Raw genomic sequence first — 25964 nt, forward strand, 5'->3', positions numbered from 1 at the left:
TCATGCCTGCTGCTTGAGTCGGTACTGGTTCAGCACCGGGTTGGCGTACTGCAGGATCAGGTGGCCGCGCTGCTCCGCGGGGCATTCGCCCAGGCGGCGCTCCCATTCGGTGCGCGCACGCTGCAGTTCCTCGGCCTTGAACAGGGTCTCGGCGCGCGGCACGTTCAGCGCGGCGTCGCGCAGATCGGAGGCCTCGTAGGCGAGGTAGTGCACCGGGAACAACCGGTAGTTGCCGAGAATCTGCCGGTCCAGCTCGGCGGCGAGCTGCTTGGCGTCGGCGAAGTCGCCGGTGATCTCCTCGCCGAAGTTGATGTGCACCCGGCCCTTGTAGCCGGTGATGCCCTGCACGATGCTGCGGTCGTCCTCGCCCGGCGCCTTCGTGTACTCGCCGGTGGTCGCGCGGGTGAACAGCTCGCGGGCCTTGGCGGCATCGCAGGGGTCGTATTCGTAGCTGATGGACACCGGGATCAGGTGCAGCTGGCGAACGACCTCGGCAAACGGCTCGTCCTTGCGGCTCATGTGGAACATCTTGAGGATCGCCGAATCGGTGCGGTCGTCACCGTCCTTGGCGCGGCCCTCGGCCTGGGCGATCCAGATCGACTGGCCGTCCTGGCAGATCGAGTGATTGATGTAGGCCGAGAGGTTCTGGTACGCCGCCAGTTTCTCGCGCCGACCGCTGATCGAGCGGTGCACGATGAAGCTCTTGTTCAGGCGCATCAGGTCGCTGACGAAGGACTTCTGCAGCAGGTTGTCGCCGATGGCGATGCGCGGCGTCGGCAGCTTGGCGTGGTAGATCGCGTAGTTGCAGAAGGCCGGGTCGACCACGATATCGCGGTGGTTGGCGATGAACAGGTAGGCACGGCCGGATTGCAGGCGCTCGACGCCGGAATAGGTGACGCCGTCGGTGGCGTGCTCGATGGTCCGGTCGACGTAGGGCTCGACTTTGTGCTGCAGCTCGCTGACGCTACGGATGCCAGTGACTTCGCGGGCCAGCCGATGGGCTATAAGAGGTCTGAGCAGCCATCCGAACGGACCGGACAGACGCGGGAAACGGTAACGCGCCAGCGCGCCGAGGAAGGCGTCATCGCTCAGCAGGCGCTGCAGGACAGCCGGGACTTCGGCGTCGTTGTACGGTCGGATGGCTTCGAACTCGCCCATCATGCTCTCTATGAATTCTCGGGGTATCACGGGACAGGCCGCGAAATAGACGGCCCGGATGGGTATGCCGCCGACTCACCGGCCAGGCGGGCACCCAAAAAGACCGCGCGATTATAAACGGAAGTCACGGGGGAACCAGCGATGCTCGAAAGTCAGGCCTATTCCTGTCCCTATTGCGGCGAGCCGGCCGAGGCTGTGCTTGATCTCTCCGGGGGCGACCAGAGCTACTATGAAGATTGCCCGGTGTGTTGCCGGCCGATCCTGTTCCAGCTCCACACCGACGGCGTGGACTGGACCCTGGAAGTCCAGCGCGAGGACGATTGATGCAGCGAATCTACGAACCCGCCGACCTGATCGAAGCCGAGCTGCTGGGTGGCATGCTGGCCAACGAGGGCATTTCGTCGCACCTTGGCGGACGCCATCTGGTCGGCGGCATCGGCGAGCTGCCGGGCCTGGGCCTGCTGCACCTGTGGGTGGAGGACGACGTGGCCGAGCAGGCGCGCGAACTGATCGCCGCGTACAATGCCGCGCAACCCTTGCCGGGCTGCGCCGACGATCACGAGGGCGGTCCCGGCGTCCTGCTTTGCTGACCTTCTCCCCCGACGAGTCCCAATGACCAGCCGCTACGCCCTGTTCCGCTGGAACCGCGAGCTTGCCGAGAATGCCGGCTTCCCTGCCGACCTGCAGCCGCAGTGGAACGTCGCGCCCGGCGCCCGCGTGCTCATGCTGCGCGAGGAGAACGGCGCGCGCCATGCCGACCTCGCGCGCTGGGGCCTGACGCCGGCCTGGCTGAAGGACCTGTCGCGAACCCCCGCCCATGCCCGTGCGGAAACCATCGTTGAACAGCCGATGTTCCGCGATGCCTTCGCCCAGCGCCGCTGCCTGCTGCCGGCCAATGGCTTCTATGAGTGGCTCGGCGTGCGCAAGCGGCCGCACTGGGTTTCCGGAGGTGGGTTGATCTGTTTTGCGGGGGTGTGGGAGGCGTATCCGGTGGAAGGCCACACCTATTACAGCGTGGCGATGCTCACCCAGGCGGCGGGCGATATGCGCCGGCCGCTGATTCTCGATGTGCAGGAGCAGGCGCAATGGCTGTCGAACGCGACGCCCGCCGCGCGCTTGCTGGAACTGCTGCGGTTGCCCCAGGCGCGGCTGCGCGTGCAGGCGCTGGCGAACTTCATCAATGACCCGACCTGCAATGGGCCGGAGTGCCTGACGCCGGCCTGAGAACTCCGGGGCAGTAAGATGGTGGGAGCGCAGCGATACCCATCGCCCCCTGCACCGGCAGCATGGGTATCGCCTAGGCTCCACCCATCCTACCAATGCGTGCGCTGTCGACGGCAGCGCACGCCCTGCAGCCTGTCTTACACCTTGAACTGATTCACCAGCCGGCGCTGCTGCTCCGCCAGCTTGGTCAGCTCGGCGCTGGCCTGGGAGGCCTCGTCGGCGCCGCCGGCCACCTGGTTGGCGACCATGCCGATGTTGCTGACGTTGCGGTTGATGTCCTCGGCCACCGCGCTCTGCTCCTCGGCGGCGCTGGCGATCTGGGTGTTCATGTCGTTGATCACCGACACCGCCTGGGTGATCGACTCCAATGCCTGGGCCGCCTCTCCGGCGTGGCGCACGCTGTCCTCGGTCTTGTCCTGGCTCTGCTGCATCACGTGCACCACTTCGCGGGTGCCGTTCTGCAGCTGCTGGATCATCGACTGGATTTCCTCGGTGGCCTGCTGGGTCTTCTGCGCCAGGTTGCGCACCTCGTCGGCGACCACCGCGAAGCCGCGGCCCTGTTCACCGGCGCGGGCAGCCTCGATGGCGGCGTTGAGCGCCAGCAGGTTGGTCTGCTCGGCGATACCGCGGATGGCCACCAGGATCGCGTTGATGTTCTCACTGTCGCGGGCCAGCGACTGCACCACGCCCACGGCGCGGCCGATCTCGCTGGCCAGCGCCTGGATCGCCGTGGAGCTGCTCTCGACGATGCGCTTGCCGTGGTGCGCGGCCTGGTCGGCATGGTTGGCCGCTTCGGCCGCATGGGTGGCGTTGCGCGCCACGTCCTGGGCGGTGGCGGTCATTTCGTGGACGGCGGTGGCCACCAGCTCGATCTCCGCCAACTGCTTCTGCACGCCCTGGTTGGTGCGGATGGCGATGTCAGCGGTGTGCTCGGAGGAATCGCTGACGTGCTGCACCGAGGTCACCACCTGGCCGATCATGCCCTGCAGCTTGCCCAGGAAGGTGTTGAAGCCCTTGGCGATGGAGCCCAGTTCGTCGGCGCGGTCGCTGCTCAGGCGGCGGGTCAGGTCGCCTTCACCCTGGGCGATGTCGTCGAGCATGCCGACCAGCTGGCGCAGCGGGCGGGCGATGCCATGGCCGACCAGCCAGATCACGGCCAGGCCGATGGCGGCGATCAGCAGGCCGACCAGGGTCATGCCCAGAGTGTCGCTGTCGCGCTGGGATTTCAGGTCGCTTTGCAGCTGGTTCAGGTCACCCAGCACAGCTTCCTGCGGCAGTTGCAGCATCAGGGTCCAGCGCGCACCGGAGTCGGCGATGGTGAAGGGCAGGAACAGCTCGATGTGGCCGTGTTCCTTGTCCACCGAGGTCAGCGGCTGGTCGAGGGTGAGCTTGGCCAGGTTGGCCACTTCGCTCGCGTCCAGCACGCTGCTGGCGGGTTCGCCGAGCTTGGCCGGGTCCTTGGTGTAGGCGACCAGGCGGCCGTTGGTGGAGATCAGCGCCATCTCGCCGGCGCCGTCGTAGAGCTGGCTGTCGGCAGCCTTGAGCAGGTCCTGGATGAAGTCCAGCGACAAGTCCACGCCGACGGTGCCCTTGAACTGGCCCTTGACCATGATCGGCGCGTTGAACGAGGACATCAGCACCATCTTGCCGGCCATCTCGTAGGGCGCCGGGTCGATGATGCAGGGCTGGTGCTTCTCTTTCGGGCACAGGTAGTACTCGCCTTCGCGCACACCGGTAGGCTGCATTTTCTGGCTTTCCAGGGTGTCGCCCATGGCTTCCACGGTCAGGCCGCCGTCCTTGCGGTACCACCAGGGCATGAAGCGGCCGCTGACGTCGTAGCCGGGCAGGCCGGAGTACTGGCTGTCGTTGCCGGCGAAGGCGTTGGGTTCCCAGCCGGCGAAGGCGTCGAGCAGCTTGGGGTTCTGCGCCACGGTCTGGCGCAGCAGGTTGGACATGCCGGCGCGGCCTATGCCCAGCAGCGGCTGGCCATTGCTGTCTGTCTCGTCGAGCAGGGCGTTGGTGTTGGCGAGGTCGCGGGCGACGGTGAGCGGGTATTCCAGTTCGCGCTGGATCTGTGCGACCTGGCCGCGCGCGATCGCTACCAGGCGATCGTTGATCACCTGCTCGAGCAGCGCCTGGGTGCGCTCCTGCACCAGCGCCTGGGTCCGCGAGCCGGCGAACAACGCGTAAAGCACCAGCGCCGCGACCACTGCCAGAACGCTGGCACCTGCCAACGCCACCACGGAAAACTGGATCGACTTGAATTTCATACGGGTACCCGGAATGCGCCAGAGGTCTGCGTGTCTATCTGTATCGGCAGGTCCGGGGATTTTCCTTAGGCGGCCGTTGTAATGGGTTGTAACGCGGCTGTTCGCCGCCTGTCGCAGGATTGTCGGCGCTGACCGGGAGGTCTAGCATGTGATGTCAAAATGAAATTATCTGGCCGTGGCGAGCGCCTCGACATCCTGGTTTTCAGGGTGAAATCAGACGCTGGCCGCGGCTAGCTCGCGGGTGTGGATCGCAGGTGCGATGCCATGCCCCGCGTACGCCACGACAGTCGCCCCAAGGCACCTTCAGATGCATCGGTGCGGTTTCCTAAGTCACTGCTGCGCCGGCTGTTTCCTGCCAGTTGCCGGGCATCGGGGGTGGGCCTACCATGCGCGCTGTCCGTGGGAGATTGCATTGTTTCGGGAGAGCAACATGCCCAGAGTTTTTCGTGTCGCAGGCCTGGCCGCAGCCCTGCTGCTCACCGCTTGCCAGCAGGTGAACACCACCAGCGGCGGCGTCGTCGGCGTCGATCGCAAGCAGAACATGTTCAGCATGCTGTCCAGCGCCCAGGTCGACCAGATGTATGCGCAGTCCTACCAGCAGACCCTCGGTGAGGCCTCCAAGGCCGGCAAGCTGGATGCCAGCAGCAATGACGCCAAGCGCGTGAAGGCCATCGCCGCGCGGTTGATCCCGCAGACCGGCGCCTTCCGTTCCGACGCGCCGTCCTGGCAATGGGAAGTCAACGTGATCAAGAGCGACGAGCTCAATGCCAACTGCGGTCCGGGCGGCAAGATCATCGTCTACACCGGGCTGATTGATCAGCTCAAACTCAGCGACGACGAACTGGCCGCGGTGATGGGCCACGAGATCGCCCACGCCCTGCGTGAGCACGGCCGTGAGGCCATGTCCCGCGCCTACGCGGAGCAGATGGGGTTGGGTATCGGCGGCGCGCTGCTGGGGCTGGGGCAGAGCAGCGTGGACATGGCCCACCAGGTGGTCGAATACAGCCTGACGTTGCCCAATAGCCGGCAGAATGAGAACGAAGCTGACCTGATCGGCCTGGAATTGGCGGCGCGAGCCGGTTATAACCCCAACGCCGCGATGACCCTGTGGCAGAAGATGGGGCAGGCATCGAACGGTGAAGCTCCGCCGGAAATTCTCAGCACGCACCCGGCGGACAGTACGCGGATGGCCAACCTGCAGGCCGCCATCCCGAAGGTCATGCCGCTCTACGAGCAGGCCAAGACCCGCTGAACAGTGTTTTTGCAGCAGGGGTTCGTGATTCTCTCGAACGGCCAGGAGCGGCGTAATGTTGCGCCGCTTTATCCAGTGAACAGGGAGCACCCGTGAAAATCGCTGTACTCGGAGCCACCGGGCTCCTGGGCCACCACGCCGCTCGCGCGATCAAGGCGGCCGGCCACCAGCTGGTGCTGATCCACCGACCCTCGTCGCAGATCCAGCGCCTGGCCTACCTCGAGCCTGAGTGCCGGGTAGCCGAACTCTTCGATCACCAGGGGATGGCTCGTGCGCTCAGCGGGCTGGACGCCGTGATCTTCAGCGCCGGTTACTACCCGGTGCGCCCGCGTCGCTGGCAGGAGGAAGTGGCCAGCGCACTGGACCTGACCAATCATTTCTACGCCGCCTGCCTGCAGGCGAAAGTACCGCGCATCCTCTACGTCGGTTCGGCCTTCGCCATGCCTTCGCACCCTCAGGGGCTGCCGGGCCATGAGGGGCTGTTCTACGAAGGCCTGCCCACCGGCAAGAGCGCCTACGTGATGTGCAAGTGGGCGCTGGACGAACAGGCCCGCGAACAGGCCCGTGGCGGCCTGCCGGTGGTGATCGGGATTCCCGGCATGGTGCTGGGCGAGCTGGACATCGGCCCGACCACCGGGCGCCTGATCACCGCCATCGGCCGCGACGAGATGCTGCACTACGTGCCGGGCCGGCGGAACGTCATCGATGCCTCCGAAGCCGGGCGCGGCCTGCTCACGGCGCTCGAGCGAGGCCGGGTGGGCGAGCGTTACCTGCTCACCGGGCACAACATCGAGATGGGCGAGCTGACCAGCACCATCGCCAAGCTGCTGGGCAAGCCGGCGCCGACCCCGATGCCGCTGCACCGCGCCCGCGCGCTGGCGACACTGGGTCGCTGGCGCTACCGCCTGACTGGCAGGATGCCGCTGCTGGACGACACCGCCATCGAGGTGATGGCCGGCGGGCAGTTCCTCGACGGCCGCAAAGCCCGCGAGGAGCTGGGTTTCGAGTCCCATGTGCCGCTGGAGGATACGCTGGAGCGGGCCATTTCCTGGTTCCACGCCAACGATTACCTCTGAGGTCCTTTAGGAGCGAGCAAGCTCGCTCCTACGAAAATCCCCTGCAGGTCGTGGACATGGGTGACAAGCGGACAGAAAAAAGCCCGGCGAATGCCGGGCTTTTTCATTGTCAGGGCAGCGCCTTCTCGGCGAACGGCCGGTTGGGCAGGCCCATCTGCGCGCGGAAGCTTTCCATGTCGAACAGCGTGCACAGCTCCTGCACCTGGTTCTGGCTGTTGAAGGTCCAGAAGCCCATGGCCGAGATGCTGACGATGCGGTCGCTGGCCGGGTAGCCCAGCACCGGGCGGGCGATGCTGCCCATCAGGGTGCTCCAGGTGAAGACCTTGTTGCCCTCGCGGATGCATTCCTCCACGGCCACTTCCAGGTCCTCCATGCCACTGCGGATCTCCTCCACCAGCGCCCGGTAGCCGGCGTTGTCCAGCGGCTGGGCGGTGAAGGCGCTCTTGTAGATGAAGTCCGGGCTGTGCAACTGCTCGACCAGCGCCAGGTGTCCCTTGTTCCAGGCGAGGTCGATGTGGTGGCGGGCGACTTTCTTCAGGTCTTTTTCCGGCATGGCGACATCCTTTGTCGTGGGAGGCTTCAGGCGCCACTGTGTATCGCGGGCGATACACAGGCATTGGCCGGCGCGCCAGCCTCCCGACGAAAAGCTGCCGGTCAGAACACCCCGGAGAGCTTCAGCGCGTGGTACACGGCAGCCAGGCCGAGGATGGCGAAGGCGGCGGCGGCCAGGCGGCGGATCAGGTTCAGCGGCAGGCGCTCGGCGGCGAAGTTGCCCGCCAGGACCACCGGCACGTTGGCGATCAGCATGCCCAGGGTGGTGCCGATGACCACCAGCCAAAAGTGCGGGTACTGCGCGGCCAGCATCACGGTGGCGACCTGGGTCTTGTCGCCCATCTCGGCGAGGAAGAAGGCGATCAGGGTGGTGAGGAACGGGCCGAATTTCTTCAGCGAGCCTTCTTCGTCGTCATCCAGCTTGTCGGGAATCAGGGTCCAGCCAGCGACCGCCAGGAAGCACACGGCCAGCACCCAGCTCAGCGTGCTTTCCGAGAAGAACGAGGCGACCCAGCTACCGACGGCACCGGCGGCGAAGTGGTTGGCCAGGGTGGCGGCGATGATCCCGGCGATGATCGGCCAGGGCTTGCGGAAGCGCGCGGCGAGGACGAGCGCGAGCAATTGCGTCTTGTCGCCGATTTCCGCGAGGGCAACGATCAGGGTGGGGACGAAGAGGGATTCCATCAGACTTCCTAAGGGGGCGGGTCGACTAATCACCATGACACGCGCCACCTGCCCGCCCCGGGTCAGGTTGCTCGTGTCATAGGTCTTGTCAAACCCCGGCCTGAACGCTGCAGGCCTGGATCGTACGCGCCATGGTCTGTGGACCAAGTGTGTTGACGCGTACCGGGCGAGCAGGGCGCTCGCGGGAGACTACTCCCCTAGGACGGGGCGCATTCTGCCCAAGTCCTGGGACTTGGGCAAGCCTGCGCGTCGGATCAGTCGCGGGTGGGGCGGATGTCCATGTCTTCGTAGCGGATGAAGCGGGTGCCGTTCTTGAAGCGGTAGCCCAGCCAGATCGCCAGGAACAGCGGGATGGTGATGTAGGTGGCGACCAGGCCGGCCCAGTCGACGTGCTCGCCGACGAAGGCCTGGTAGTTCTGCCCCAGGGTGATGATCAGGCACAGGGTGAAGGCGAACAGCGGGCCGAGGGGGAACCACTTGGCGCGGTAGGGCAGGTCGTTGAGGTTGCCGCCTTGCAGGATGAAGCCCTTGCGGAAGCGGTAGTGCGACACGGCGATGCCCAGCCAGACGATGAAGCCGCACATGCCCGAGGCGTTGAGCAGCCAGGTGTAGACGGTCTTGTCGCCGATGAAGCTGGTGAGGAAGCACAGCGCGCCGATCAGCGTGGTGGCGTAGAGCGCATAGCGCGGCACGCCGCTCTCCGACACCTGGGTGAACAGGCGCGGCGCCTTGCCCTGGGTGGCCATGGTGTAAAGCATCCGGGTCGAGGCGTACATGCCCGAGTTGCCTGCCGAGAGGATCGCCGAGAGGATCACCGCGTTCATCACGCCTGCCGCGGCGGCGAGGCCCGCGCGTTCGAACAGCAGGGTGAAGGGCGAGGTGCTGATGTCGCTGCTGTCGGTCTTGAGCAGGTTCGGATCGGTGTAGGGGATCAGCATGCCGATGACGAAGATCGACAGGATGTAGAACATCAGGATTCGCCAGAATACCTGGCGGATGGCGATGGGAATGGACTTCTGCGGGTTCTCCGACTCGCCCGCGGCGACGCCGATCAGCTCGGTGCCCTGGAAGGAGAAGCCGGCGATCATCGCCACCCCGATCATCGCCTGCAGGCCGCCGACGAAGGGCGCATCGCCGGTGGTGAAGTTGCTGAAGCCGGGGCTGTCGATGCCATGCATGATGCCGATGATGCTGGCCAGGCCGATGCCGATGAAGATCACCACGGCCACCACCTTGATCAGCGCGAACCAGAATTCGCTCTCGCCGAAGCCCTTCACCGAGAAGAAGTTGAGCATGAACATGATGGCCAGGAAGCCGGCGCTCCAGTACATGCCTGAGACTTCCGGGAACCAGAACTTCATCACCAGCTGCGCCGCCACCAGCTCGGCGGCGATGGTCACCGCCCAGTTGTACCAGTAGTTCCAGCCCATGGCGAAACCGAAGCCATCGTCGATGAAACGACTGCCATAAGTGCAGAACGAGCCGGAATCAGGAATGTACGCCGCCAGCTCGCCGAGGCTGGTCATGAGGAAGAACACCATCAGGCCGATCAGCGCATAGGCCAGCAGCGCACCGCCAGGGCCGGCGGTGGCGATGGTGCTGCCGGAGGCGACGAACAGGCCGGTGCCGATGGAGCCGCCGATGGCGATCATGTTCAGGTGACGCGGCTTGAGGGAGCGCTTCAGATGGTGCGGCTTCTCCTTCGGCCCCATGGCGAAAGTCAGTTCGACGTCATCTCTAATTCTTCGGTTCACGGGTGTCCTCGATAGTTCAGGGCGAGCGGCGATGCGCCGATCCAGCGGGCTCGGTGGAGTGTAGTGCGAGCCTTGGATCAGCGCCGGGCGCTGTAGATACGGAAGCCGTCGGCCTCGGCCAGGATGCGGCAGGGGCCCAGGTGCTGTTCGATCAGCGGCGGGTATTTCAGGAAGCTGTTGGCCACCAGGCGCAGCTCGCCGCCCGACGCCAGGTGGTGTGCCGACTGGCGCAGCAGGTGTTCGGTGGCGGCGTAGCTGGTGTGCACGCCCTGGTGGAAGGGTGGGTTGCTGACGATGGCAGCGAGGCCTTCCGGCGCGGCGTCGATGCCGTCGCCGGCGATCACTTCACCCTCCAGGTCATTGGCGGCCAGCGTCAGGCGGCTGCTCTCGACGGCGAAGGCGTCGACGTCCAGCAGGGTCAGGCGGCTCTGCGGATAACGTCGCTTGAGCGTGGCGCCGAGCACCCCGGCGCCGCAGCCGAAGTCCAGCACATGGCCGGCTGGCAGCTTGTCCAGGTGTTCCAGCAGCAGCGCGCTGCCACGGTCCAGGCGACCATGGCTGAACACGCCGGGCAGGGTGATGACTTGCAGCGGGCCATCGGCCAGCGGCAGTTCGTAGCGTTGCGCGAGGGCATGCAGGTCCGGCGCGGTCGGCGCGCCGTCGATGTGCGTGTGCCACAGCTGGCAGTGGCGGGCGCTGTCCAGCTTGCTGGCGCGGCCGAACTCACCGAGCTGCTTGCTGGCGCGTTCGACGCCGGCGCGTTTCTCGCCGACCAGGTACAGCTCGCCGTCCGGCACGGAGCTGGCCAGCGCGGCGAGCAGGTAGTCGGTCAGTTCGCGGGACTTGGGCAGGAACAGCACGGCGGCAGCGAACTGGCCCGTCGGCGGCGTGGCGCTGAAGTGGCAGCGACCGGCGTAGCGGCTTTCCAACTGCCGGGCAACGCCTGCATGCCAGCTCCAGCCCTGGGCCTGCGGGAGGTCGCCGAGCAGGGCGTCGGCGGGCAGGCCGGCGAGCAGGACGCGGCCCTGGAAGCGCTCGATCTGGCGCAGCAGCACTTCACTGGTAGGGGCGTTGGACATGCGGCCTCCTGGCGAAAAAGGGCGCGAGTTTAGCAGGGCTGCCGCGGCCGAGCCTAGGCGAGCCGTACCTCGGCGTTCTTCCAGAAGTCGTCGCCGCGCAGTTCCAGCGCTCCGGCCGCGACTTGTTCGCGCAGGCGCCAGGCGGCCAGCAGATCGCTGACGAACAGACCGTCGACGTAGGCCATGGTCGGGCCGATGAGCGACTGCACCGGGCGCCAGGATTCGCTGGCGCTGTCCAGCAGGATGCGGTCGATGTGGGCGTAGCCGGTGCCGCTCAGCTGGCCATCCAGCCACAGGCGCAGCTCGGCGTTTTCCGCCAGGGCGCCCTGCCAGTCCGCCGCCAGGCCTTGGCGCTCGGCGGCATCCAGTTCGTGGCTGGCGGCCAGGGCGTTGGCCAGTTCGACGGGTTTCAGCATGGCAATGGCGTGACGGTTCTCGCTGCGGCACTGGCCGCTGCCGGCACCGACACTGCGCAGGATGATGTTCGCCGGCAGCAAAGCGCAGACGCGGCGCAGCAGCAGTTGCTCGCTGGCGCTGTCGCCGTGCCAGAGGGTGACGGAGGCGACGTCCGGGCTGTGCAGCCAGTTCACCTCGGTGGCCATCTCGATGGCGATTTCCCGCTCGCGCAGGACTTCGCCCCCCAACGCATGCCAGAACGCAGCGCGCTGCTGGCAGGGCGGGTTATCCACATCACTCAGTGGGCCGACCGCCAGGTCGTCCGGCATCACGCGGATTTTCTTTTCGGTCAGCACACCTGCTTCGACGGCCCGATGCAGGGCTTCGGCGGCGCCGTCGCCGCAGACCAGATGCAAGCTCATGGCGCCACCACCCGGCGCGGCTCGCCGGCGAAGAAGCCGGCGGCGTTCTCGCTCAACTGGCCGACGATGCGCTGCCGGGCCTCGCGGCTGCCCCAGGCGCTGTGCGGGGTGAGGATAAAGCGCGGGATATCGCCGGCCAGCAGCGGGTTGCCGTCCCGCGGCGGCTCGACGCTGAGCACGTCGAAGGCCGCGCCGCCGAGATGGCCGCGACGCAGGGTATCGGCCAGCGCCTGCTCATCGACCAGCCCGCCGCGGGCGGTGTTGATCAGGTAGGCGCCGGGCTTCATCAGGTCCAGCTCGCGCTGGCCGATCAGGTTGCGCGTGGCATCGGTCAGCGGGCAGTGCAGCGTGAGGGCGTCGACCTGCGGCAGCAGTTCGTCCAGCGCCAGGCGATCAGCGCGCGCCGGGCGGCCGGGCAGGGCGCCGAGCAGTACGCGCATGCCGAAGGCCTCGGCCAGCTTCGCCACCGCGCCGCCCAGCTCGCCATGGCCGAGCAGGCCGAGGGTCTTGCCTTCCAGTTCGACGATGGGGAAGTCCAGCAGGCAGAACTGCGGGGCCTTCTGCCAGCGGCCCTCGCGGATCGCCGCCTGATAGTCCGGCAGGCGCGTAGCCAGGGAGAGCAGCAGCATCAGGGTGTGCTGCGCCACCGACGGGGTGCCATAGCCCTGGCAGTTGCTCACGGTCACACCATACTGGCGCGCGGCTTCGAGGTCGACGTTGTTGGTGCCGGTGGCGGCCACCAGAATCAGCTTGAGGTCCGGGCATTGTTCGAAAACATCGGCGCCGATACGCACCTTATTGCTGATCGCTACCTGCGCGCCCTGCAGTCGCTCGGCCACCTGCTGCGTGTCGCTGCGCCCGTGCAGGACCAGTTCGCCGAACGGCGCGCGCAGCGGCGTGAGGTCGAGATCACCGAGGTCGAGGGAGGCATGGTCGAGGAAGACGGCGCGAGCAGGATTCATGAGCGATGACACCTTGATCGGAAGGGCGGGATGAAGGGGATTCTCGGCAGAACCGCCGCCGTGGACAACCCGGTCTGCCCGCGGACGTGGACGGAGGGAACTGCGTACTGATGGTAGATGTTTGAGTGAAAAGTCTGACAGACGTTTCGGTTTTCCCTCATCCGCCGTCTCGTGCTCGCTTCTTAGAGTGATCCCATCGAAATCCCGAGGTGACTGGCGATGATGGGTTGGCTGCTCTCCGGCCTCACGGCCATTCGTGCGCTCGGCGTGCGTGTCGGACTGCGCAGTGGCGCGACGACTGGGTATCCCCGCTCCCGGCGGAGAAAGTCGCCCCGCGCCGCCGGCCCCGAACCCTTGCTGTGCTTCGGTGCGCTGCTGTCACACTGCGATGTGAGCGCGGGCGTGGTACAGGCCGAAGATCGGGTCGAGTTGTGGGGCATCACCGATGCGGCAACGGCGCGCCGGTCACTGCAGGAGCTGATGCTCGAAGCCCAGAGTCAGACGCTGGACGAGGAGTTTCGCCGGCTGCAGCGCAACGAACCTTGCGTCTTCGAGGGGGAGCAGCGGCTGCGCTTCAAGCAGGCGAAGCGAGCCTGGAGCAAGGCGGGCCTGACGTTGCCTGTGGATATCTCCATGGCCGCCCACGATCTCGAAAGCCTCGCCTGGCTGGCGCGGCAATGCCATGCCTGTGGCTATCTCGGCGAGTCGGAAACCTGGCTGTGCCTGGCCTGGGTGGCCGAGAGCGCCATCCGCCACTTTTCCGACTGGCAGGCGTATGCCGCGTCTTTCGTGCTGGGGCGGGCGATCCTGTTGCGCGACGGGACGTCCGGCTCGATGGCGATCAGGGCGTTCAAGGAACTGATCGGCGGCCGCGCCGATAACGGCTCGTTGGCCGGCCTGTGGCGAGCCCATCCGCTGGCAGGCATCCGCGTGAGCGAGGTGGTGTTGCAGGAAGAGCACGTCCATGAGCCGGCGGCGCATCCACCCCGCAGTGCCCTGCTCGCGTTGGGTTGTGTGATTGCCCACAGCGCGGGCGTGCGCGCCGACGATCTGGCAATTGCCCCGCAGGAGAAGGAGTTTCACCGGCTCTGGCTGGCCGAACATTGGCGGGCTGCCGATGCCGGGCAGGTGCGTGCGCGGCTGGACTGGTTGCTGGGCAGCGGCAGTCGCGAAAAGCTCGATCCGCTGCTGGACTGGGTGGCCGATGCTCTGGTGTCCGTCGGTGGAACGCCGATGGCGCGTTTTGCGCAGGCGCGTCGAGCGCTGCTGAAGGAAGGTCACGATCCGGCAATGGTCGATGAGTGCCGCACCGTGCTGGCCTACGACCTGGAGCGCGCTGCCTTCGGCGCGCGTCTGGCCTTCAGCGTCGGTCTGCTCGATGAGGAAAGCCTGTGGAATGCCCTGCGCCACATGGCCCGGCAGGCCCGAGGAGCATTCGATTGCTGGGAGCAGTACCTGATCTCGCTGATGCTCGGTCACGCCCTGGCCAATCAGGACTGGCAGGCGGGCAAGCGGTTGCTGCACAGCGGCATGGCGTTGCTCGACGGCATCACTCCGTTTGCCCAGTACCCTTCGCCGTGGCAGGTCTGCCCGCTGGAAATGCTGCCTGTGCTGCACCGAGTGGCGCCTGTCGCTTGTCGGGGGCCCGGCGCTTCGTATAGAACCTAGGGTTTTCCTGGCGGTGGTTCGGAGGCGCGATGTACTGGGCGGAATTTCTCACGGTGGCGTTCATTCACCTGCTGGCGGTGGCCAGTCCCGGCCCGGACTTCGCCGTGGTGGTGCGCGAGAGCGTGACCCACGGCCGCCGCGCCGGCACCTGGACGGCGCTGGGCGTGGGCAGCGCGATCTTCCTGCACGTGACCTACTCGCTGCTGGGCATCGGCCTGATCGTGTCGCAGTCCATCGTGCTGTTCAACGCACTGAAATGGCTGGCGGCGGCGTACCTGCTGTACATCGGCTTCAAGGCACTGCGAGCACGCCCGGCTGACCCGGCGGCGGCCGAATCCGTTGCCGCACCTGTCGCCCGCAGCGCACGCGGTGCCTATGTCGCCGGCTTCGTCACCAATGGCCTGAATCCCAAGGCCACGCTGTTCTTCCTCTCGCTGTTCACCGTGGTGATCAACCCACACACGCCGCTGCTGGTCCAGGCGGGCTACGGCGTGTACCTGGCCTGCGCGACCGCCGCCTGGTTCTGCCTGGTGGCGCTGCTGTTCAGCCAGCAACGGGTGCGCGCCGGTTTTGCGCGCATGGGGCATTGGTTCGATCGGATGATGGGCGTGGTGCTGGTGGGGCTGGGGATCAAGCTGGCGTTCACCGAACTGCGCTGAGCCGCGACTGGAGCGAAATGAAAAAGGGGCGCCGAGGCGCCCCTTTTTCATGCCGGCTCGAGGGTCAGACCAGCTCGATCGCCACCGCAGTGGCTTCGCCGCCGCCGATGCACAGCGAGGCCACGCCACGCTTGCCGCCCTTCTTCTGCAGGGCGTTGATCAGGGTGACGATGATGCGCGAGCCGGTGGAACCGACCGGGTGACCCTGGGCGCAGGCGCCGCCGTAGACGTTGACCTTGGCGTGGTCCAGGCCGTGTTCGCGCATGGCGAGCATGGTGACCATGGCGAAGGCTTCGTTGATCTCGAACAGGTCGACGTCGTCCTTGCTCCAGCCGGCCTTCTTGAACAGGTTGGTCATGGCGCCGATCGGGGCCAGGGTGAACTCGGCCGGGTCCTGGCTCTGGGTGGCGTGGGCGACGATCTTCGCCAGTGGCTTCAGGCCACGGCGCGCGGCTTCTTCAGCGGTCATCAGGACCAGCGCGGAGGCGCCGTCGGAGATGGAGCTGGCGTTGGCCGCGGTGATGGTGCCGTCCTTGCGGAAGGCCGGGCGCAGGCCGGGGATCTTGTCCAGGTTGGCGGTGAGCGGCTGCTCGTCGTCCTTCACCACGGTCTCACCCTTTCGGGTAGTGACGGTGACCGGGACGATTTCCGAATCCAGCGAACCGTCCTTGATGGCGGCCTGGGCGCGCTGCAGCGATTCGATGGCGTAGGCGTCCATCTCCTCGCGGGTGACGTTGTACTTGTCGGCGGTTTCCTGGGCGAAGGAGCCCATCAGGCGGCCGGTGCGGGCGTCCTCCAGGCCGTCGAGGAACATGTGGTCCTTGATCTCGCCGTGGCCCATGCGCAGGCCGGTGCGGGCCTTCTCGATGACGTAGGGGGCGTTGGACATGCTTTCCATGCCGCCGGCGACCATCACGCTGTTGCTGCCGGCCTTGAGCAGGTCGTGGGCCAGCATCACGGCCTTCATGCCCGAGCCGCAGAGCTTGTTGATGGTAGTGCAGCCGGTGGCGGCGGGCAGGCCGGCGTTCAGCGACGCCTGGCGGGCCGGGCCCTGTTTCAGACCGGCGGGCAGCACGTTGCCCATGATCACTTCCTGCACGTCCTCGGGCTGGATGCCGGCACGGGAAATGGCTTCGCGGATGGCGATGGCGCCCAGGTCGACGGCGGAAACGCCGGACAGGCTGCCCTGGAAGCCGCCCATGGGAGTACGGGCGCCGCTGACGATGACGATCTCGGACATGACTCTTAACCTCTTCGCTCTTGTTGTGATGCGCTATCTGGGTACCGGGCGTGAACGACCGGGCGTCAGGATTCTACCGCGTGACCGGATGTGGCCATAGAGTCATCGGCAAATCACTCTTTTGACTGATGAATGGACACACGGGGCGCTCTAGAGTCGGTCTCATCCTGATGAGATCCAGCCTTGAGAGTGCGTACGCCATGCTGAAAACCCGCGTCATCCCCGCTGCACAGAACGCCTACCAGTACCCGCTGTTGATCAAGAGTCTGCTGCTGTCGGGCAGCCGTTACGAGAAAGGCCGGGAAATCGTCTACCGCGACACCGTGCGATACAGCTATGCGACCTTCAACGAGCGTGTCGCGCGCCTGGCCAACGTGCTGACCGAGGCCGGTGTGAAGGCCGGTGACACCGTGGCGGTGATGGACTGGGACAGCCACCGTTACCTGGAATGCATGTTCGCCATCCCGATGATCGGCGCGGTACTGCACACCATCAACATCCGCCTCTCGCCGGAGCAGATCCTCTACACCATGAACCACGCCGATGACCGCTTCGTGCTGGTCAACAGCGAGTTCGCCGCGCTCTACCAGGGCATTGCCGGGCAACTGACCACGGTGGAAAAGACCCTGCTGATCACCGACGGCGCCGACAAGACCAGCACGCTGCCCCACTGCGTCGGCGAGTACGAGACCTTGCTGGCTGCCGCCAGCCCGCGCTACGCCTTCCCCGACTTCGACGAGAACTCGGTGGCGACCACCTTCTACACCACCGGCACCACCGGTAACCCCAAGGGTGTGTACTTCACCCACCGCCAGCTGGTGCTGCACACCCTGGCGATGGCCGCGACCATCGGCAGCCTGGACAGCATCCGCCTGATGGGCACCGACGACGTGTACATGCCGATCACCCCGATGTTCCACGTCCACGCCTGGGGTGTGCCCTACGTGGCGACCATGCTGGGGGTGAAACAGGTGTATCCGGGCCGTTACGAGCCGGAGCTGCTGTGCAAGCTGATCCGCGAGGAGAAGGTGACTTTCTCCCACTGCGTGCCGACCATCCTGCAGATGATGCTCAACGCCGCCGGTGCGAAGGACCACGACTTCGGCGGGCTGAAGATCATCATCGGCGGCAGTGCCCTCAACCACGCGCTGTACGACGCCGCCAAGGCCCGCGGCATCCAGCTCACGGCGGCCTACGGCATGTCCGAGACCTGCCCGCTGATTTCCTGTGGCTACCTCAACCAGGAACTTTGCGCCGGCAGCGAGGATGAGCGCACCACCTACCGCATCAAGGCTGGCGTGCCGGTGCCGCTGGTGGAGGCGGCGATCATGGACGAGCACGGCCAGTTCCACCCGGCCGACGGCGAGTCCCAGGGCGAGCTGGTGCTGCGCGCGCCCTGGCTGACGCAGGGGTATTTCCGCGAGCCGGAAAAGGGCGAGGAGCTCTGGGCCGGCGGCTGGATGCACACCGGCGACGTGGCGACCCTCGATGGCATGGGCTTCATCGATATCCGCGACCGTATCAAGGATGTGATCAAGACCGGCGGCGAGTGGCTGTCGTCCCTGGAGCTGGAAGACCTCATCAGCCGCCACCCGGCGGTGCGCGAGGTGGCCGTGGTTGGCGTGCCCGACCCGCAGTGGGGCGAGCGCCCGTTCGCCCTGCTGGTGCTGCGCGACGGCCAGGCGCTGGACGCCAGGGCGCTGCGCGAACACCTCAAGCCTTTCGTCGAGCAGGGCCACATCAACAAGTGGGCCATTCCCTCGCAGATCGCCGTTGTTACTGAAGTTCCCAAGACCAGTGTCGGCAAGCTCGACAAGAAGCGTATCCGGGTAGACATCGCCCAATGGCAGGAGGCTGGCAGCGCTTTCCTCTCCACGGTGTGACCGACGACCGGCAAGTCACGGTTTTCGGGCGCCGTGCCAAGCAAGCGCTTGGCACGGCGCAGCCCAGTGAACACGCCACCTCGGGGCCTGCGCAAGCGTCTAGTCAGGGCCTTTGTAAGACAAATCACACTTTAGAGCGATCAAGTGCCTTAGGACGCTGGATATAGTCGCCGCTACTCATAACAAAAAACACATGGAGTAGCGTCGATGAAAACCATGCAACATATCTGGCGCCTGGCACGGTTGCCGCTGGCAGTGAGCCTGGCATCCACGCTGGCGACGCCGGCTTCCGCCGTCAGCTTCAACATCGGGGAAATCGAAGGTTCGTTCGACTCGACGCTGTCCGTGGGGGCCAGCTGGTCGACGCAGAATCCGAACAGCAACCTCATCGGCATCAACAACGGCGGCAAGGGCCTGTCCCAGACCTCCGACGATGGCCACCTGAACTACAAGGCCGGCAAGACCTTCTCGAAGATCTTCAAGGGCATCCACGACCTCGAACTGAAATACCAGGACACCGGTGTCTTCGTCCGCGGCAAGTACTGGTATGACTTCGAGCAGAAGGACGAGAACACCGAGTTCAAGCCGCTCTCCGACCACAACCGCAAGGAAGCCGCCCAGGCCTCCGGCGCGGAAATCCTCGACGCCTTCATCTACCACAACTACAACATCGCCGACCTGCCGGGCACCGTGCGCCTGGGCAAGCAGGTGGTGAACTGGGGCGAGAGCACCTTCATCCAGAACGGCATCAGCGTAATCAACCCGTTCGACGTCACCGCCTTCCGCCGCCCGGGTTCCGAGATCAAGGAAGCCCTGGTGCCGGTGAACATGTTCTACCTGTCGCAGAACCTCACCGAGAACCTCTCCGCCGAAGGCTTCTACCAGCTGGAGTGGGACCAGACGGTAGTCGACAACTGCGGTACCTTCTTCTCCCAGCCGGACGTCGTGGCTGACGGCTGCACCCAGAACCTGGCGGTGCTGACCAACAACGCCGCTTCGATCCGCACCCTGAACGGCCTGCTCGGCCCGAACCTGGCGGTGACCCCGTCGCCGTGGAACGAAGGCCTGGTCGTACAGCGCGGCCCGGACCGCGACGCCCGCGACAGCGGCCAGTACGGCTTCTCCCTGAAGTACTTCGCCGACAGCCTGAACACCGAGTTCGGCGGCTACTACATGAACTACCACAGCCGCCTGCCGATCTTCTCCGGCCGTGGCGCCGATGCCTCCAAGGTTGCGCAGATCAACCAGCTGATCACCAACATCGCGGCGATCAGCCCGTCCCTGGCGGCCCAGGCCGGCGCGGCGGCGATGGCGGGCAACTCCAGCTACTTCATCGAGTACCCCGAAGACATCCGCCTGTACGGCCTGAGCTTCTCCACCACGCTGCCCACCGGCACCGCGTGGCAAGGCGAGATCAGCTACCGCCCGAACGCCCCGGTGCAGTTGAACACCACCGACATCCTGTATTCCGGCCTGGACCCGGTCTCCATCGGCGGCAACCACGTCTACGACAACGCCTCCGTGCTGACCGGCACCGCGGGTGAAGACCTGCACGGCTACCGCCGCAAGGAAGTCACCCAGCTGCAGACCACCTTCACCCACTTCTTCGACCAGGTCATGGGCGCCGAGCGTCTGACCCTGGTGGGCGAAGTCGGCTGGACCCACGTCGGCGGCCTGGAAAGCCAGAACAAGGCGCGCTATGGCCGCGACCCGATCTTCGGCCCCGGCCCGCTGAACGGCACCCTCAACGGCGCGCCGACCTGCCAGGCGCTCAACACTTCCACCCTGGGCACTGCCAACGCCAACAACGTCAGCCGCAACTGCGAAAGCGATGGCTTCACCACCGCTGACTCCTGGGGCTACCGCGCCCGTGCGATCTGGGACTACAACGACGTGTTCGCCGGCGTGAACCTGAAGCCCAACGTGGCCTGGTCCCACGACGTGGACGGCTACTCCCCCGGCCCCGGCGGCAACTTCGAGGAGGGCCGCAAGGCGGTCAGCCTGGGTGTCGATGCCGACTACCTGAACACCTACACCGCAAGCCTGGCCTACACCAACTACTTCGACGGCAAGTACTCCACCGTCGATGACCGTGACTTCGTCAGCTTGAGCTTCGGGGTGACCTTCTAAGCCGGCCGTTCAACTGGCAAGCGGCCCGCTCACGCGGCGGGCCATCCGCGCGGCCGGGTGACCCGGCCGCGCGGGGCAGCAGACAAAACCGCGCCCCGTCTTGGCGAAAGCATCCGGCAAGGGCGGCCAGCGCGGTGGGCAAAGACTCAACGAGGACGATAAACGAATGAGAACAACAAAGATCCTGCTGCACACGGGCGCCCTGGCGCTCAGCCTCATCGCCTCCCAGGTGATGGCGGCCGTCTCTGCCGATGAAGCGGCGAAGCTGGGCTCCACCCTGACTCCCATGGGCGCGGAAAAGGCCGGCAACGCCGACGGCAGCATTCCGGCCTGGACCGGTGGCCTGGCGAAGAACGCCGGCACCGCTGACAGCAAGGGCTTCCTCAGCGATCCGTTCGCCAGCGAGAAGCCGCTGTTCACCATCACCGCGCAGAACATGGACCAGTACAAGGACAAGCTGACCCCCGGCCAGCAGGCCATGTTCAAGCGCTACCCCGACACCTACAAGATGCCGGTCTACACCACCCACCGCACCGCCACCGTGCCGGAAAACGTGCTGGAGGCGACCAAGAAGAACGCCACCACGACCAAGCTGCTGCAGGGCGGCAACGGCCTGGAGAACTTCCAGGTAGCCAACCCCTTCCCGATTCCGAAGGACGGCCTGGAAGTCATCTGGAACCACATCACCCGCTACCGCGGCGGCCACGTGCGCCGTCTGGTGACCCAGGCGACCCCGCAGGTCAACGGCTCCTACTCGCTGGTGTACTTCCAGGACGAGTTCGTCTTCCGTACCGACCTGAAGGACTACGATGCCAGCAAGCCGAGCAACGTACTGTTCTACTTCAAGCAGCGTGTAACCGCTCCGGCGCGTCTGGCCGGTAACGTGCTGCTGGTGCACGAGACCCTCGACCAGGTGAAGGAACCGCGCCTGGCGTGGCTCTACAACGCCGGCCAGCGCCGCGTTCGCCGTGCTCCGCAGGTTTCCTACGACGGCCCGGGTACCGCCGCCGACGGCCTGCGCACCTCCGACAACCTGGACATGTACAACGGCGCGCCGGACCGCTACGACTGGAAGCTGGTGGGCAAGCAGGAGCTGTACATCCCGTACAACAACTACAAGATGGATGATCCGAAGCTGAAGTATTCGGACATCATCAAGCCCGGCCACCTGAACCAGGACCTGGCCCGCTACGAGCTGCACCGCGTGTGGCACGTGACCGCCACCCTGAAGCCGGGCGAGCGTCACATCTACGCCAAGCGTGACTTCTTCATCGACGAGGACACCTGGCAGGCCGTGGAGATCGACCACTACGACGGTCGTGGCACCCTGTGGCGCGTCGCCGAGGCGTTCAACCAGTACTACTACAACTACCAGGTACCGTGGTACACCGCGGAAACCCTGTATGACCTGCTGTCCGGCCGCTACCTGGTGCTGGGTCTGAAGAACGAGGAGAAATCCGCCTACGACTTCAACTACAGCGCTTCGGAAAGCGACTTCACCCCGGCAGCGCTTCGCCAGGAAGGCGTGCGCTGATCCCCCGATCCCCACGGGTGGTTCCGCGGTGAAAAAAGACCGGCCTTCGGGCCGGTTTTTTTATGGGAGATCATCTGTCAGATGAATGGAAGCCTGAATGTAGGACGCCTTCCGGTCATGTTGTGAGCAAAGGTAACAAAAACGACTTCTATTCCCGACCACGAGCGGCTAGGCTCGGACGGCAGTGTGACCTTCGTTGACCGCTATAAGAGCTAGAGCAAGAGCCAGGCCGATGACCGACTTCTCGACTCTGCCAAGTCTGACCGATGTACCCCCCAGCTCGGCCGGCAGCCGCTTCTTCCGACCGCCGCTGCCGCATGGCCACGTCGCCCGTTCGCGGCTGTGCCAGCGCATGGCCGCGGGGCTGCAGGGACGGCTGATACTGGTATCCGCCCCGGCCGGGTTCGGCAAGAGCTCGCTGGCCATCGAATTCTGTCAGACGCTGGAAGATCACTGGCGCAGCCTGTGGCTGGGGCTCAGTGCCAGGGACAGCGACCCCGGACGTTTCCTCGAACGCCTGCTCGAAGGCCTGCGCCTGCATTTCCCCACCCTCGGTGAGGAAGCCCTGGCCCTGCTGAAGATGCGCCAGCGCCATCAGCCGTTCGCCTTCGAAGCCTGGCTCGACGACCTGCTCGATGAGCTGGTGGACAGCCTGTCGGTCGACCGCCCGCTGCTGCTGGTGCTGGACGACTACCACCTGGCCCAGGGCGCGGTGCTCGACCGTTGCCTGCAATTCCTGCTCAATCACCAGCCCGCCGGCCTGGTCGTGCTGGTCACCAGCCGCCAGCGCCCGGACTGGCACCTGGCGCGCCTGCGCCTGTCGCGGCAACTGCTGGAGTTCACCGAACAGGACCTGCGCCTGACCGTCGAGGAAACCGCGCAGCTGGTCAGCGCCAACGGCGCGCAACTCGACGACAACGCCCTCGACAACCTGGTCGAGCGCAGCGAAGGCTGGATTGCCGGGCTGCGCCTGTGGCTGCTGGCCCATGGTGACGAGCTGGCGGCCAACGTGCCCGATCTGTCGGTGCATGGCGCCGAAGAGCTGATCCGCGACTACCTGCTGGAAGAGGTGATCGACAAGCAGTCGCCGGAGGTCCAGATGTTCCTGGCCCAGACCGCGCGCTTCGAACGCTTCTCCGCCCAACTGTGCGATGCGCTGCGCGATGCGCACGACAGCGCCTCGATCCTGCGGCACCTGCAGCAGCACCAGGTGTTCCTCGTGCCGCTGGACGAGCAGGGCCAGTGGTTCCGCTATCACCACCTGTTTTCCGACCTGCTGCTGGCGCGCCCACTGCCCGGCTCCGGGCCTTCGGCGGCGGCGCTGCACCTGCGCGCCTGCCGCTGGTTCAGCGCCCAGGGCCTGTTCGACGACGCGGTGGAGCAGGCCTTGCGCGCCGGCCACCCGGAGGTCGCGGCGAGCCTGGTGCAGAGCCTGTCCGAGGAACAACTGCTGGCCGAGCAGAACGTCGCCACGCTGCTGCGCTGGAAGATGGACCTGCCCGACAGCCTGCTGGCCAGCACGCCGCGTCTGATCGTGCTGTACAGCTGGGCGCTGGCGCTGGCCTGTCAGCTGGATGCAGCCGAAGAGCTGGCGGCGCAGCTGTCGCGCTTCCTGCCCGCCGCCGATGCCACCGCCCAGCGTGACCTGCTCGCGCAGTGGCAGGCGCTGGCGGGCGTGATCGCCCGTGGCCGCGGCGAGATCGAAGCGGCCGAGCGGCACTGCGAGGAAGCCATGCACGGCCTCGGCCCGGAGCGCTTCGGCCCGCGCCTGCTGTGCCTGTCGACCCTGAGCAACCTGGCCATCGTGCGCGACGACCTGTGGCGCGCCCGCGGGCTCAATCGCGAAGCCCTGGAACTGGCGCAGCGATTCGGTAATCCGCTGTTCGAAGCCATGGTGCATTACGACCGTGCCCGCGTTCTGCAGGCTCGCGGCGAGGTGCTGCGCGCCGAAGAAGAAGTGCGCCAGGGCCTGGCACGGCTGTCCGGCCTGTCTTCCCAGCGCCGCTATGCGGTACGGGGTCGCCTGATGCTTTACCAGGGCTACCTGCGCAGCCTCGCGCTGCAGCCCGACGAGGCGCGCAAATGCCTCAAGGCCGGCATCGAGGAAGCTCGCGCCTGTCGCGACATCAGCCTGGTGATCGGCTTCTGCGTGCTGGCCAGCCTGGAAGGGCGGCTGGGCAATTACACCCGCGCCTTCGCCCACCTCGCCGAGGTCGAGCGGATGATGCACGTGTGGGACGTGCCGCCGGTCTACTACCTGTCGGCCATTACCCTGATCAAGTGCGAACTCTGGCTCGGTCAGGGCCAGGTAGAACTGGCCACTGCGTGGCTGGAGCGTCTGCGTGAGACTTACACCGGGGACGAACCGGCCACTCCGCCGGAGTGCTCGCCGCAGCTGCCGCGCAACGTGGAGATGCTGCAGTCTCTGCTGGAGCGCCGCGAAGGCCGCATGGCCGACGCCGAGGTGCGGCTACGTACCGTGGCCAGCGGCGCCCTGCAAGGCGGTGCGCAGTTGCAGGCGCGCTTCGCCCAGGGACAGCTGGTCGCCCTGCTGCTGCAGGACGGTCGCGATCGCGAAGCTTCCTTCGAGCTGGGCGAGTGCCTGAACGGCCTGGCGGTCGGCCTGTTGATCCCATTGCAGGAAGTGCTTCTGCAGCATCCGGAATGGTTGCGCGAGCAGTTGGCCGTGCGGGCGTCAGCGCCGGCCATCGAAGCCCTGCGCGAACGCCTGCCGGCCGCGCCGGAGCGCGGGGTGGTGCTCAATGATTGCCTGAGCGGGCGCGAGCTGGCGGTGCTGGAACTGATCGCCCAGGGTTGCTCCAACCAGGAAATCAGCGAGCGCCTGTTCATCTCCCTGCACACCGTGAAGAGCCATGCCCGCCACATCAATGACAAGCTCGGCGTCGAACGCCGCACCCAGGCGGTGGCGCGGGCGAAAGAGATGGGGTTGTTGCGCTAGGGCGCTGGCGCGAATTTCAGATCGTAGGGCGGATCACGCGCCAGCGTTATCCGCCGCGAGGCAATCGGCGGATAACCCGTTCCGGGTTATGCGCCCTACGGTCCTGCAATCCTCTCGACTGGCGCCAGGATCACATCCCTTTCTTCTTCTCCGCCTCCGGCGGCGCACTCAGGTCCAGCCCCTTGGGCACAGGCTGTCCCTTGGCCGGGGCGGACAGCTGCTTCTGCACGTCCGCCTGGATCGCCTGCAGCACCGGCAGCAGGTCGCGCATGTTCTCGCGGACTTCCGGGTAGGCGTGCTTCTGCGACAGCTCATCCACGCGCATCAGCAGTTGCACGCGCACTTCCGGCGGCAGGTGGATGAAGAGTTCGGGCAACTGCTTGGCCAGTTCGGCGCTGTAGAGCACCAGGTCCTGGCGGTCGAACTGCGCGGTGAGGCCGAGGTAGTCCAGCGCGCTGCTGGTCAGCATCGAGGCGGCGGCCTTGGCTTCCTGCATGCCCTGCAGGCGCACCGGGTTGCGCTGCTCGCTCTGCGCCAGGGTCATCCAGAATTCCACCGTCAGGTTGAACAGGATCGCCTGTTCGCGCAGCGAGTAGCTCATCAGGCCCAGCGCCTCGGCGCCGTAGGGTTGCTTGGCGGCGCGGAAGTTGAAGTACAGACGCATCAGCTCCTTGAGCTTGAACAGCACCTCGCGCGCCTCGTTCTGCCGCAGCTCCAGCGGGGCGTAGATGTTCAGCTGCGGGCGGAAGTTCTCCTCGCTGACCATGCGCTGGTAGATCGGCCCGGTGAACTCGCCGCTGCGGCGGGGCAGGCCGTTGACCTGGGTTTCGTCGATCTTCTTCAGCGCGTCGATCAGTACCTGGTAGTCGGCGCTGGTCCAGTTGCGCTGGATGTCGGGAATCTTCTGGCCCAGGTAATACAGGTCGGCGGACAGGGCAGGGCGGCACAGGAGCAGCAACAGCACGGCCAGCGGCCACAGCGAACGGCGAATGAGGATCGGCACGAACGGGCTTTCCTTGCGCGAGGGCGGGTCGGGCTAGGTTAACGGGGCGAAAGGTCTGC

21 protein-coding genes and 1 riboswitch are annotated in these 25964 nt (G+C 66.1%); of the genes, 11 read left to right on the forward strand and 10 right to left on the reverse strand.

From position 1 onward, the window contains the following. The gene (locus IB256_RS00795) at positions 1-1161 is read right to left on the reverse strand and encodes a 1-acyl-sn-glycerol-3-phosphate acyltransferase (RefSeq protein ID WP_151188253.1); all 1161 of its coding nucleotides are present in this window, start codon (positions 1159-1161) and stop codon (positions 1-3) included. A 138-nt stretch (positions 1162-1299) separates the two neighbouring features. On the opposite strand from IB256_RS00795, the gene IB256_RS00800 reads away from it, so the two are divergent. From IB256_RS00800 to IB256_RS00810, 3 genes are read left to right on the forward strand one after another with little or no spacing between them, the layout of a single operon-like run. Next, the gene (locus tag IB256_RS00800) at positions 1300-1482 is read left to right on the forward strand and encodes a CPXCG motif-containing cysteine-rich protein (protein ID WP_192292137.1); all 183 of its coding nucleotides are present in this window, start codon (positions 1300-1302) and stop codon (positions 1480-1482) included. Beyond that, complete coding sequence (locus tag IB256_RS00805) at positions 1482-1748, forward strand: DUF2007 domain-containing protein (RefSeq protein WP_081516295.1); 267 nt, start codon at positions 1482-1484, stop codon at positions 1746-1748. Before IB256_RS00800 ends, IB256_RS00805 begins: the two co-directional genes overlap by 1 nt. A gap of 22 nt (positions 1749-1770) precedes the next feature. Further along, positions 1771-2382, forward strand: a complete 612-nt coding sequence (locus tag IB256_RS00810; RefSeq protein WP_192401020.1) for an SOS response-associated peptidase — start codon at positions 1771-1773, stop codon at positions 2380-2382. 137 nt (positions 2383-2519) lie between these two features. On the opposite strand, the gene IB256_RS00815 is transcribed toward IB256_RS00810, so the two are convergent. Beyond that, on the reverse strand, positions 2520-4652 hold the full coding sequence (locus IB256_RS00815; RefSeq protein WP_192401021.1) for a methyl-accepting chemotaxis protein: 2133 nt from the start codon (positions 4650-4652) through the stop codon (positions 2520-2522). Between the two features lie 430 nt (positions 4653-5082). Here IB256_RS00815 and IB256_RS00820 point away from each other — a divergent pair, with 430 nt between their 5' ends. Both IB256_RS00820 and IB256_RS00825 read left to right on the forward strand, forming a co-directional pair. After that, complete coding sequence (locus IB256_RS00820; RefSeq protein ID WP_081516292.1) at positions 5083-5904, forward strand: M48 family metallopeptidase; 822 nt, start codon at positions 5083-5085, stop codon at positions 5902-5904. 92 nt (positions 5905-5996) lie between these two features. Next, positions 5997-6980, forward strand: a complete 984-nt coding sequence (locus IB256_RS00825; protein WP_192292128.1) for an NAD-dependent epimerase/dehydratase family protein — start codon at positions 5997-5999, stop codon at positions 6978-6980. Positions 6981-7089: 109 nt separating this feature from the next. Here IB256_RS00825 and IB256_RS00830 read toward each other — a convergent pair whose 3' ends face one another. The 6 genes from IB256_RS00830 to IB256_RS00855 form a co-directional block, all read right to left on the reverse strand. After that, positions 7090-7533 carry a ketosteroid isomerase-related protein gene (locus IB256_RS00830; protein ID WP_045210962.1) on the reverse strand — a complete coding sequence of 148 codons (444 nt, stop codon included), beginning with the start codon at positions 7531-7533 and terminating at the stop codon, positions 7090-7092. Between the two features lie 101 nt (positions 7534-7634). After that, on the reverse strand, positions 7635-8216 hold the full coding sequence (locus IB256_RS00835; RefSeq protein ID WP_081516290.1) for a TMEM165/GDT1 family protein: 582 nt from the start codon (positions 8214-8216) through the stop codon (positions 7635-7637). A gap of 6 nt (positions 8217-8222) precedes the next feature. Beyond that, positions 8223-8426: riboswitch (yybP-ykoY riboswitch) on the reverse strand. A 44-nt stretch (positions 8427-8470) separates the two neighbouring features. Further along, positions 8471-9928 (reverse strand): amino acid permease, encoded by a 1458-nt coding sequence (locus IB256_RS00840; RefSeq protein ID WP_192292554.1) that lies wholly within the window; start codon positions 9926-9928, stop codon positions 8471-8473. Positions 9929-10047: 119 nt separating this feature from the next. Next, positions 10048-11049 carry a class I SAM-dependent methyltransferase gene (locus IB256_RS00845; protein ID WP_192292125.1) on the reverse strand — a complete coding sequence of 334 codons (1002 nt, stop codon included), beginning with the start codon at positions 11047-11049 and terminating at the stop codon, positions 10048-10050. 53 nt (positions 11050-11102) lie between these two features. After that, positions 11103-11867, reverse strand: coding sequence for a DUF1835 domain-containing protein (locus tag IB256_RS00850; RefSeq protein ID WP_192292122.1), 765 nt, complete (start codon positions 11865-11867; stop codon positions 11103-11105). Further along, positions 11864-12829 carry a 2-hydroxyacid dehydrogenase gene (locus IB256_RS00855; RefSeq protein ID WP_192401022.1) on the reverse strand — a complete coding sequence of 322 codons (966 nt, stop codon included), beginning with the start codon at positions 12827-12829 and terminating at the stop codon, positions 11864-11866. The genes IB256_RS00850 and IB256_RS00855 overlap by 4 nt, the downstream gene beginning before the upstream one ends. A 219-nt stretch (positions 12830-13048) precedes the next feature. Here IB256_RS00855 and IB256_RS00860 point away from each other — a divergent pair, with 219 nt between their 5' ends. Both IB256_RS00860 and IB256_RS00865 read left to right on the forward strand, forming a co-directional pair. Next, positions 13049-14497: a DUF1266 domain-containing protein gene (locus IB256_RS00860; RefSeq protein ID WP_192401023.1), complete on the forward strand. Its 1449-nt coding sequence runs from the start codon at positions 13049-13051 to the stop codon at positions 14495-14497. Between the two features lie 29 nt (positions 14498-14526). Next, on the forward strand, positions 14527-15156 hold the full coding sequence (locus IB256_RS00865) for a LysE family translocator (RefSeq protein WP_192292110.1): 630 nt from the start codon (positions 14527-14529) through the stop codon (positions 15154-15156). Positions 15157-15220: 64 nt separating this feature from the next. On the opposite strand, the gene IB256_RS00870 is transcribed toward IB256_RS00865, so the two are convergent. Next, positions 15221-16396, reverse strand: a complete 1176-nt coding sequence (locus IB256_RS00870; protein WP_192292107.1) for a thiolase family protein — start codon at positions 16394-16396, stop codon at positions 15221-15223. Positions 16397-16596: 200 nt separating this feature from the next. On the opposite strand from IB256_RS00870, the gene IB256_RS00875 reads away from it, so the two are divergent. The 4 genes from IB256_RS00875 (at position 16597) to IB256_RS00890 (ending at position 24902) form a co-directional block, all read left to right on the forward strand. After that, positions 16597-18279 carry a fatty acid--CoA ligase gene (locus IB256_RS00875; protein WP_192292104.1) on the forward strand — a complete coding sequence of 561 codons (1683 nt, stop codon included), beginning with the start codon at positions 16597-16599 and terminating at the stop codon, positions 18277-18279. 207 nt (positions 18280-18486) lie between these two features. Next, entirely contained in the window at positions 18487-20409 is a 1923-nt protein-coding gene (locus IB256_RS00880) for a DUF1302 domain-containing protein (RefSeq protein ID WP_138216048.1), read from the forward strand. 166 nt (positions 20410-20575) lie between these two features. After that, on the forward strand, positions 20576-21943 hold the full coding sequence (locus IB256_RS00885) for a DUF1329 domain-containing protein (RefSeq protein ID WP_192292101.1): 1368 nt from the start codon (positions 20576-20578) through the stop codon (positions 21941-21943). Between the two features lie 232 nt (positions 21944-22175). Further along, on the forward strand, positions 22176-24902 hold the full coding sequence (locus tag IB256_RS00890) for a LuxR C-terminal-related transcriptional regulator (protein ID WP_192292099.1): 2727 nt from the start codon (positions 22176-22178) through the stop codon (positions 24900-24902). Positions 24903-25032: 130 nt separating this feature from the next. Here IB256_RS00890 and IB256_RS00895 read toward each other — a convergent pair whose 3' ends face one another. Continuing rightward, positions 25033-25905 carry a hypothetical protein gene (locus tag IB256_RS00895; RefSeq protein WP_192401024.1) on the reverse strand — a complete coding sequence of 291 codons (873 nt, stop codon included), beginning with the start codon at positions 25903-25905 and terminating at the stop codon, positions 25033-25035. Between the last annotated feature and the right edge of the window lie 59 nt (positions 25906-25964).

Source organism: Pseudomonas sp. PDM17 (assembly GCF_014851985.1).
Classification (GTDB): domain Bacteria; phylum Pseudomonadota; class Gammaproteobacteria; order Pseudomonadales; family Pseudomonadaceae; genus Pseudomonas.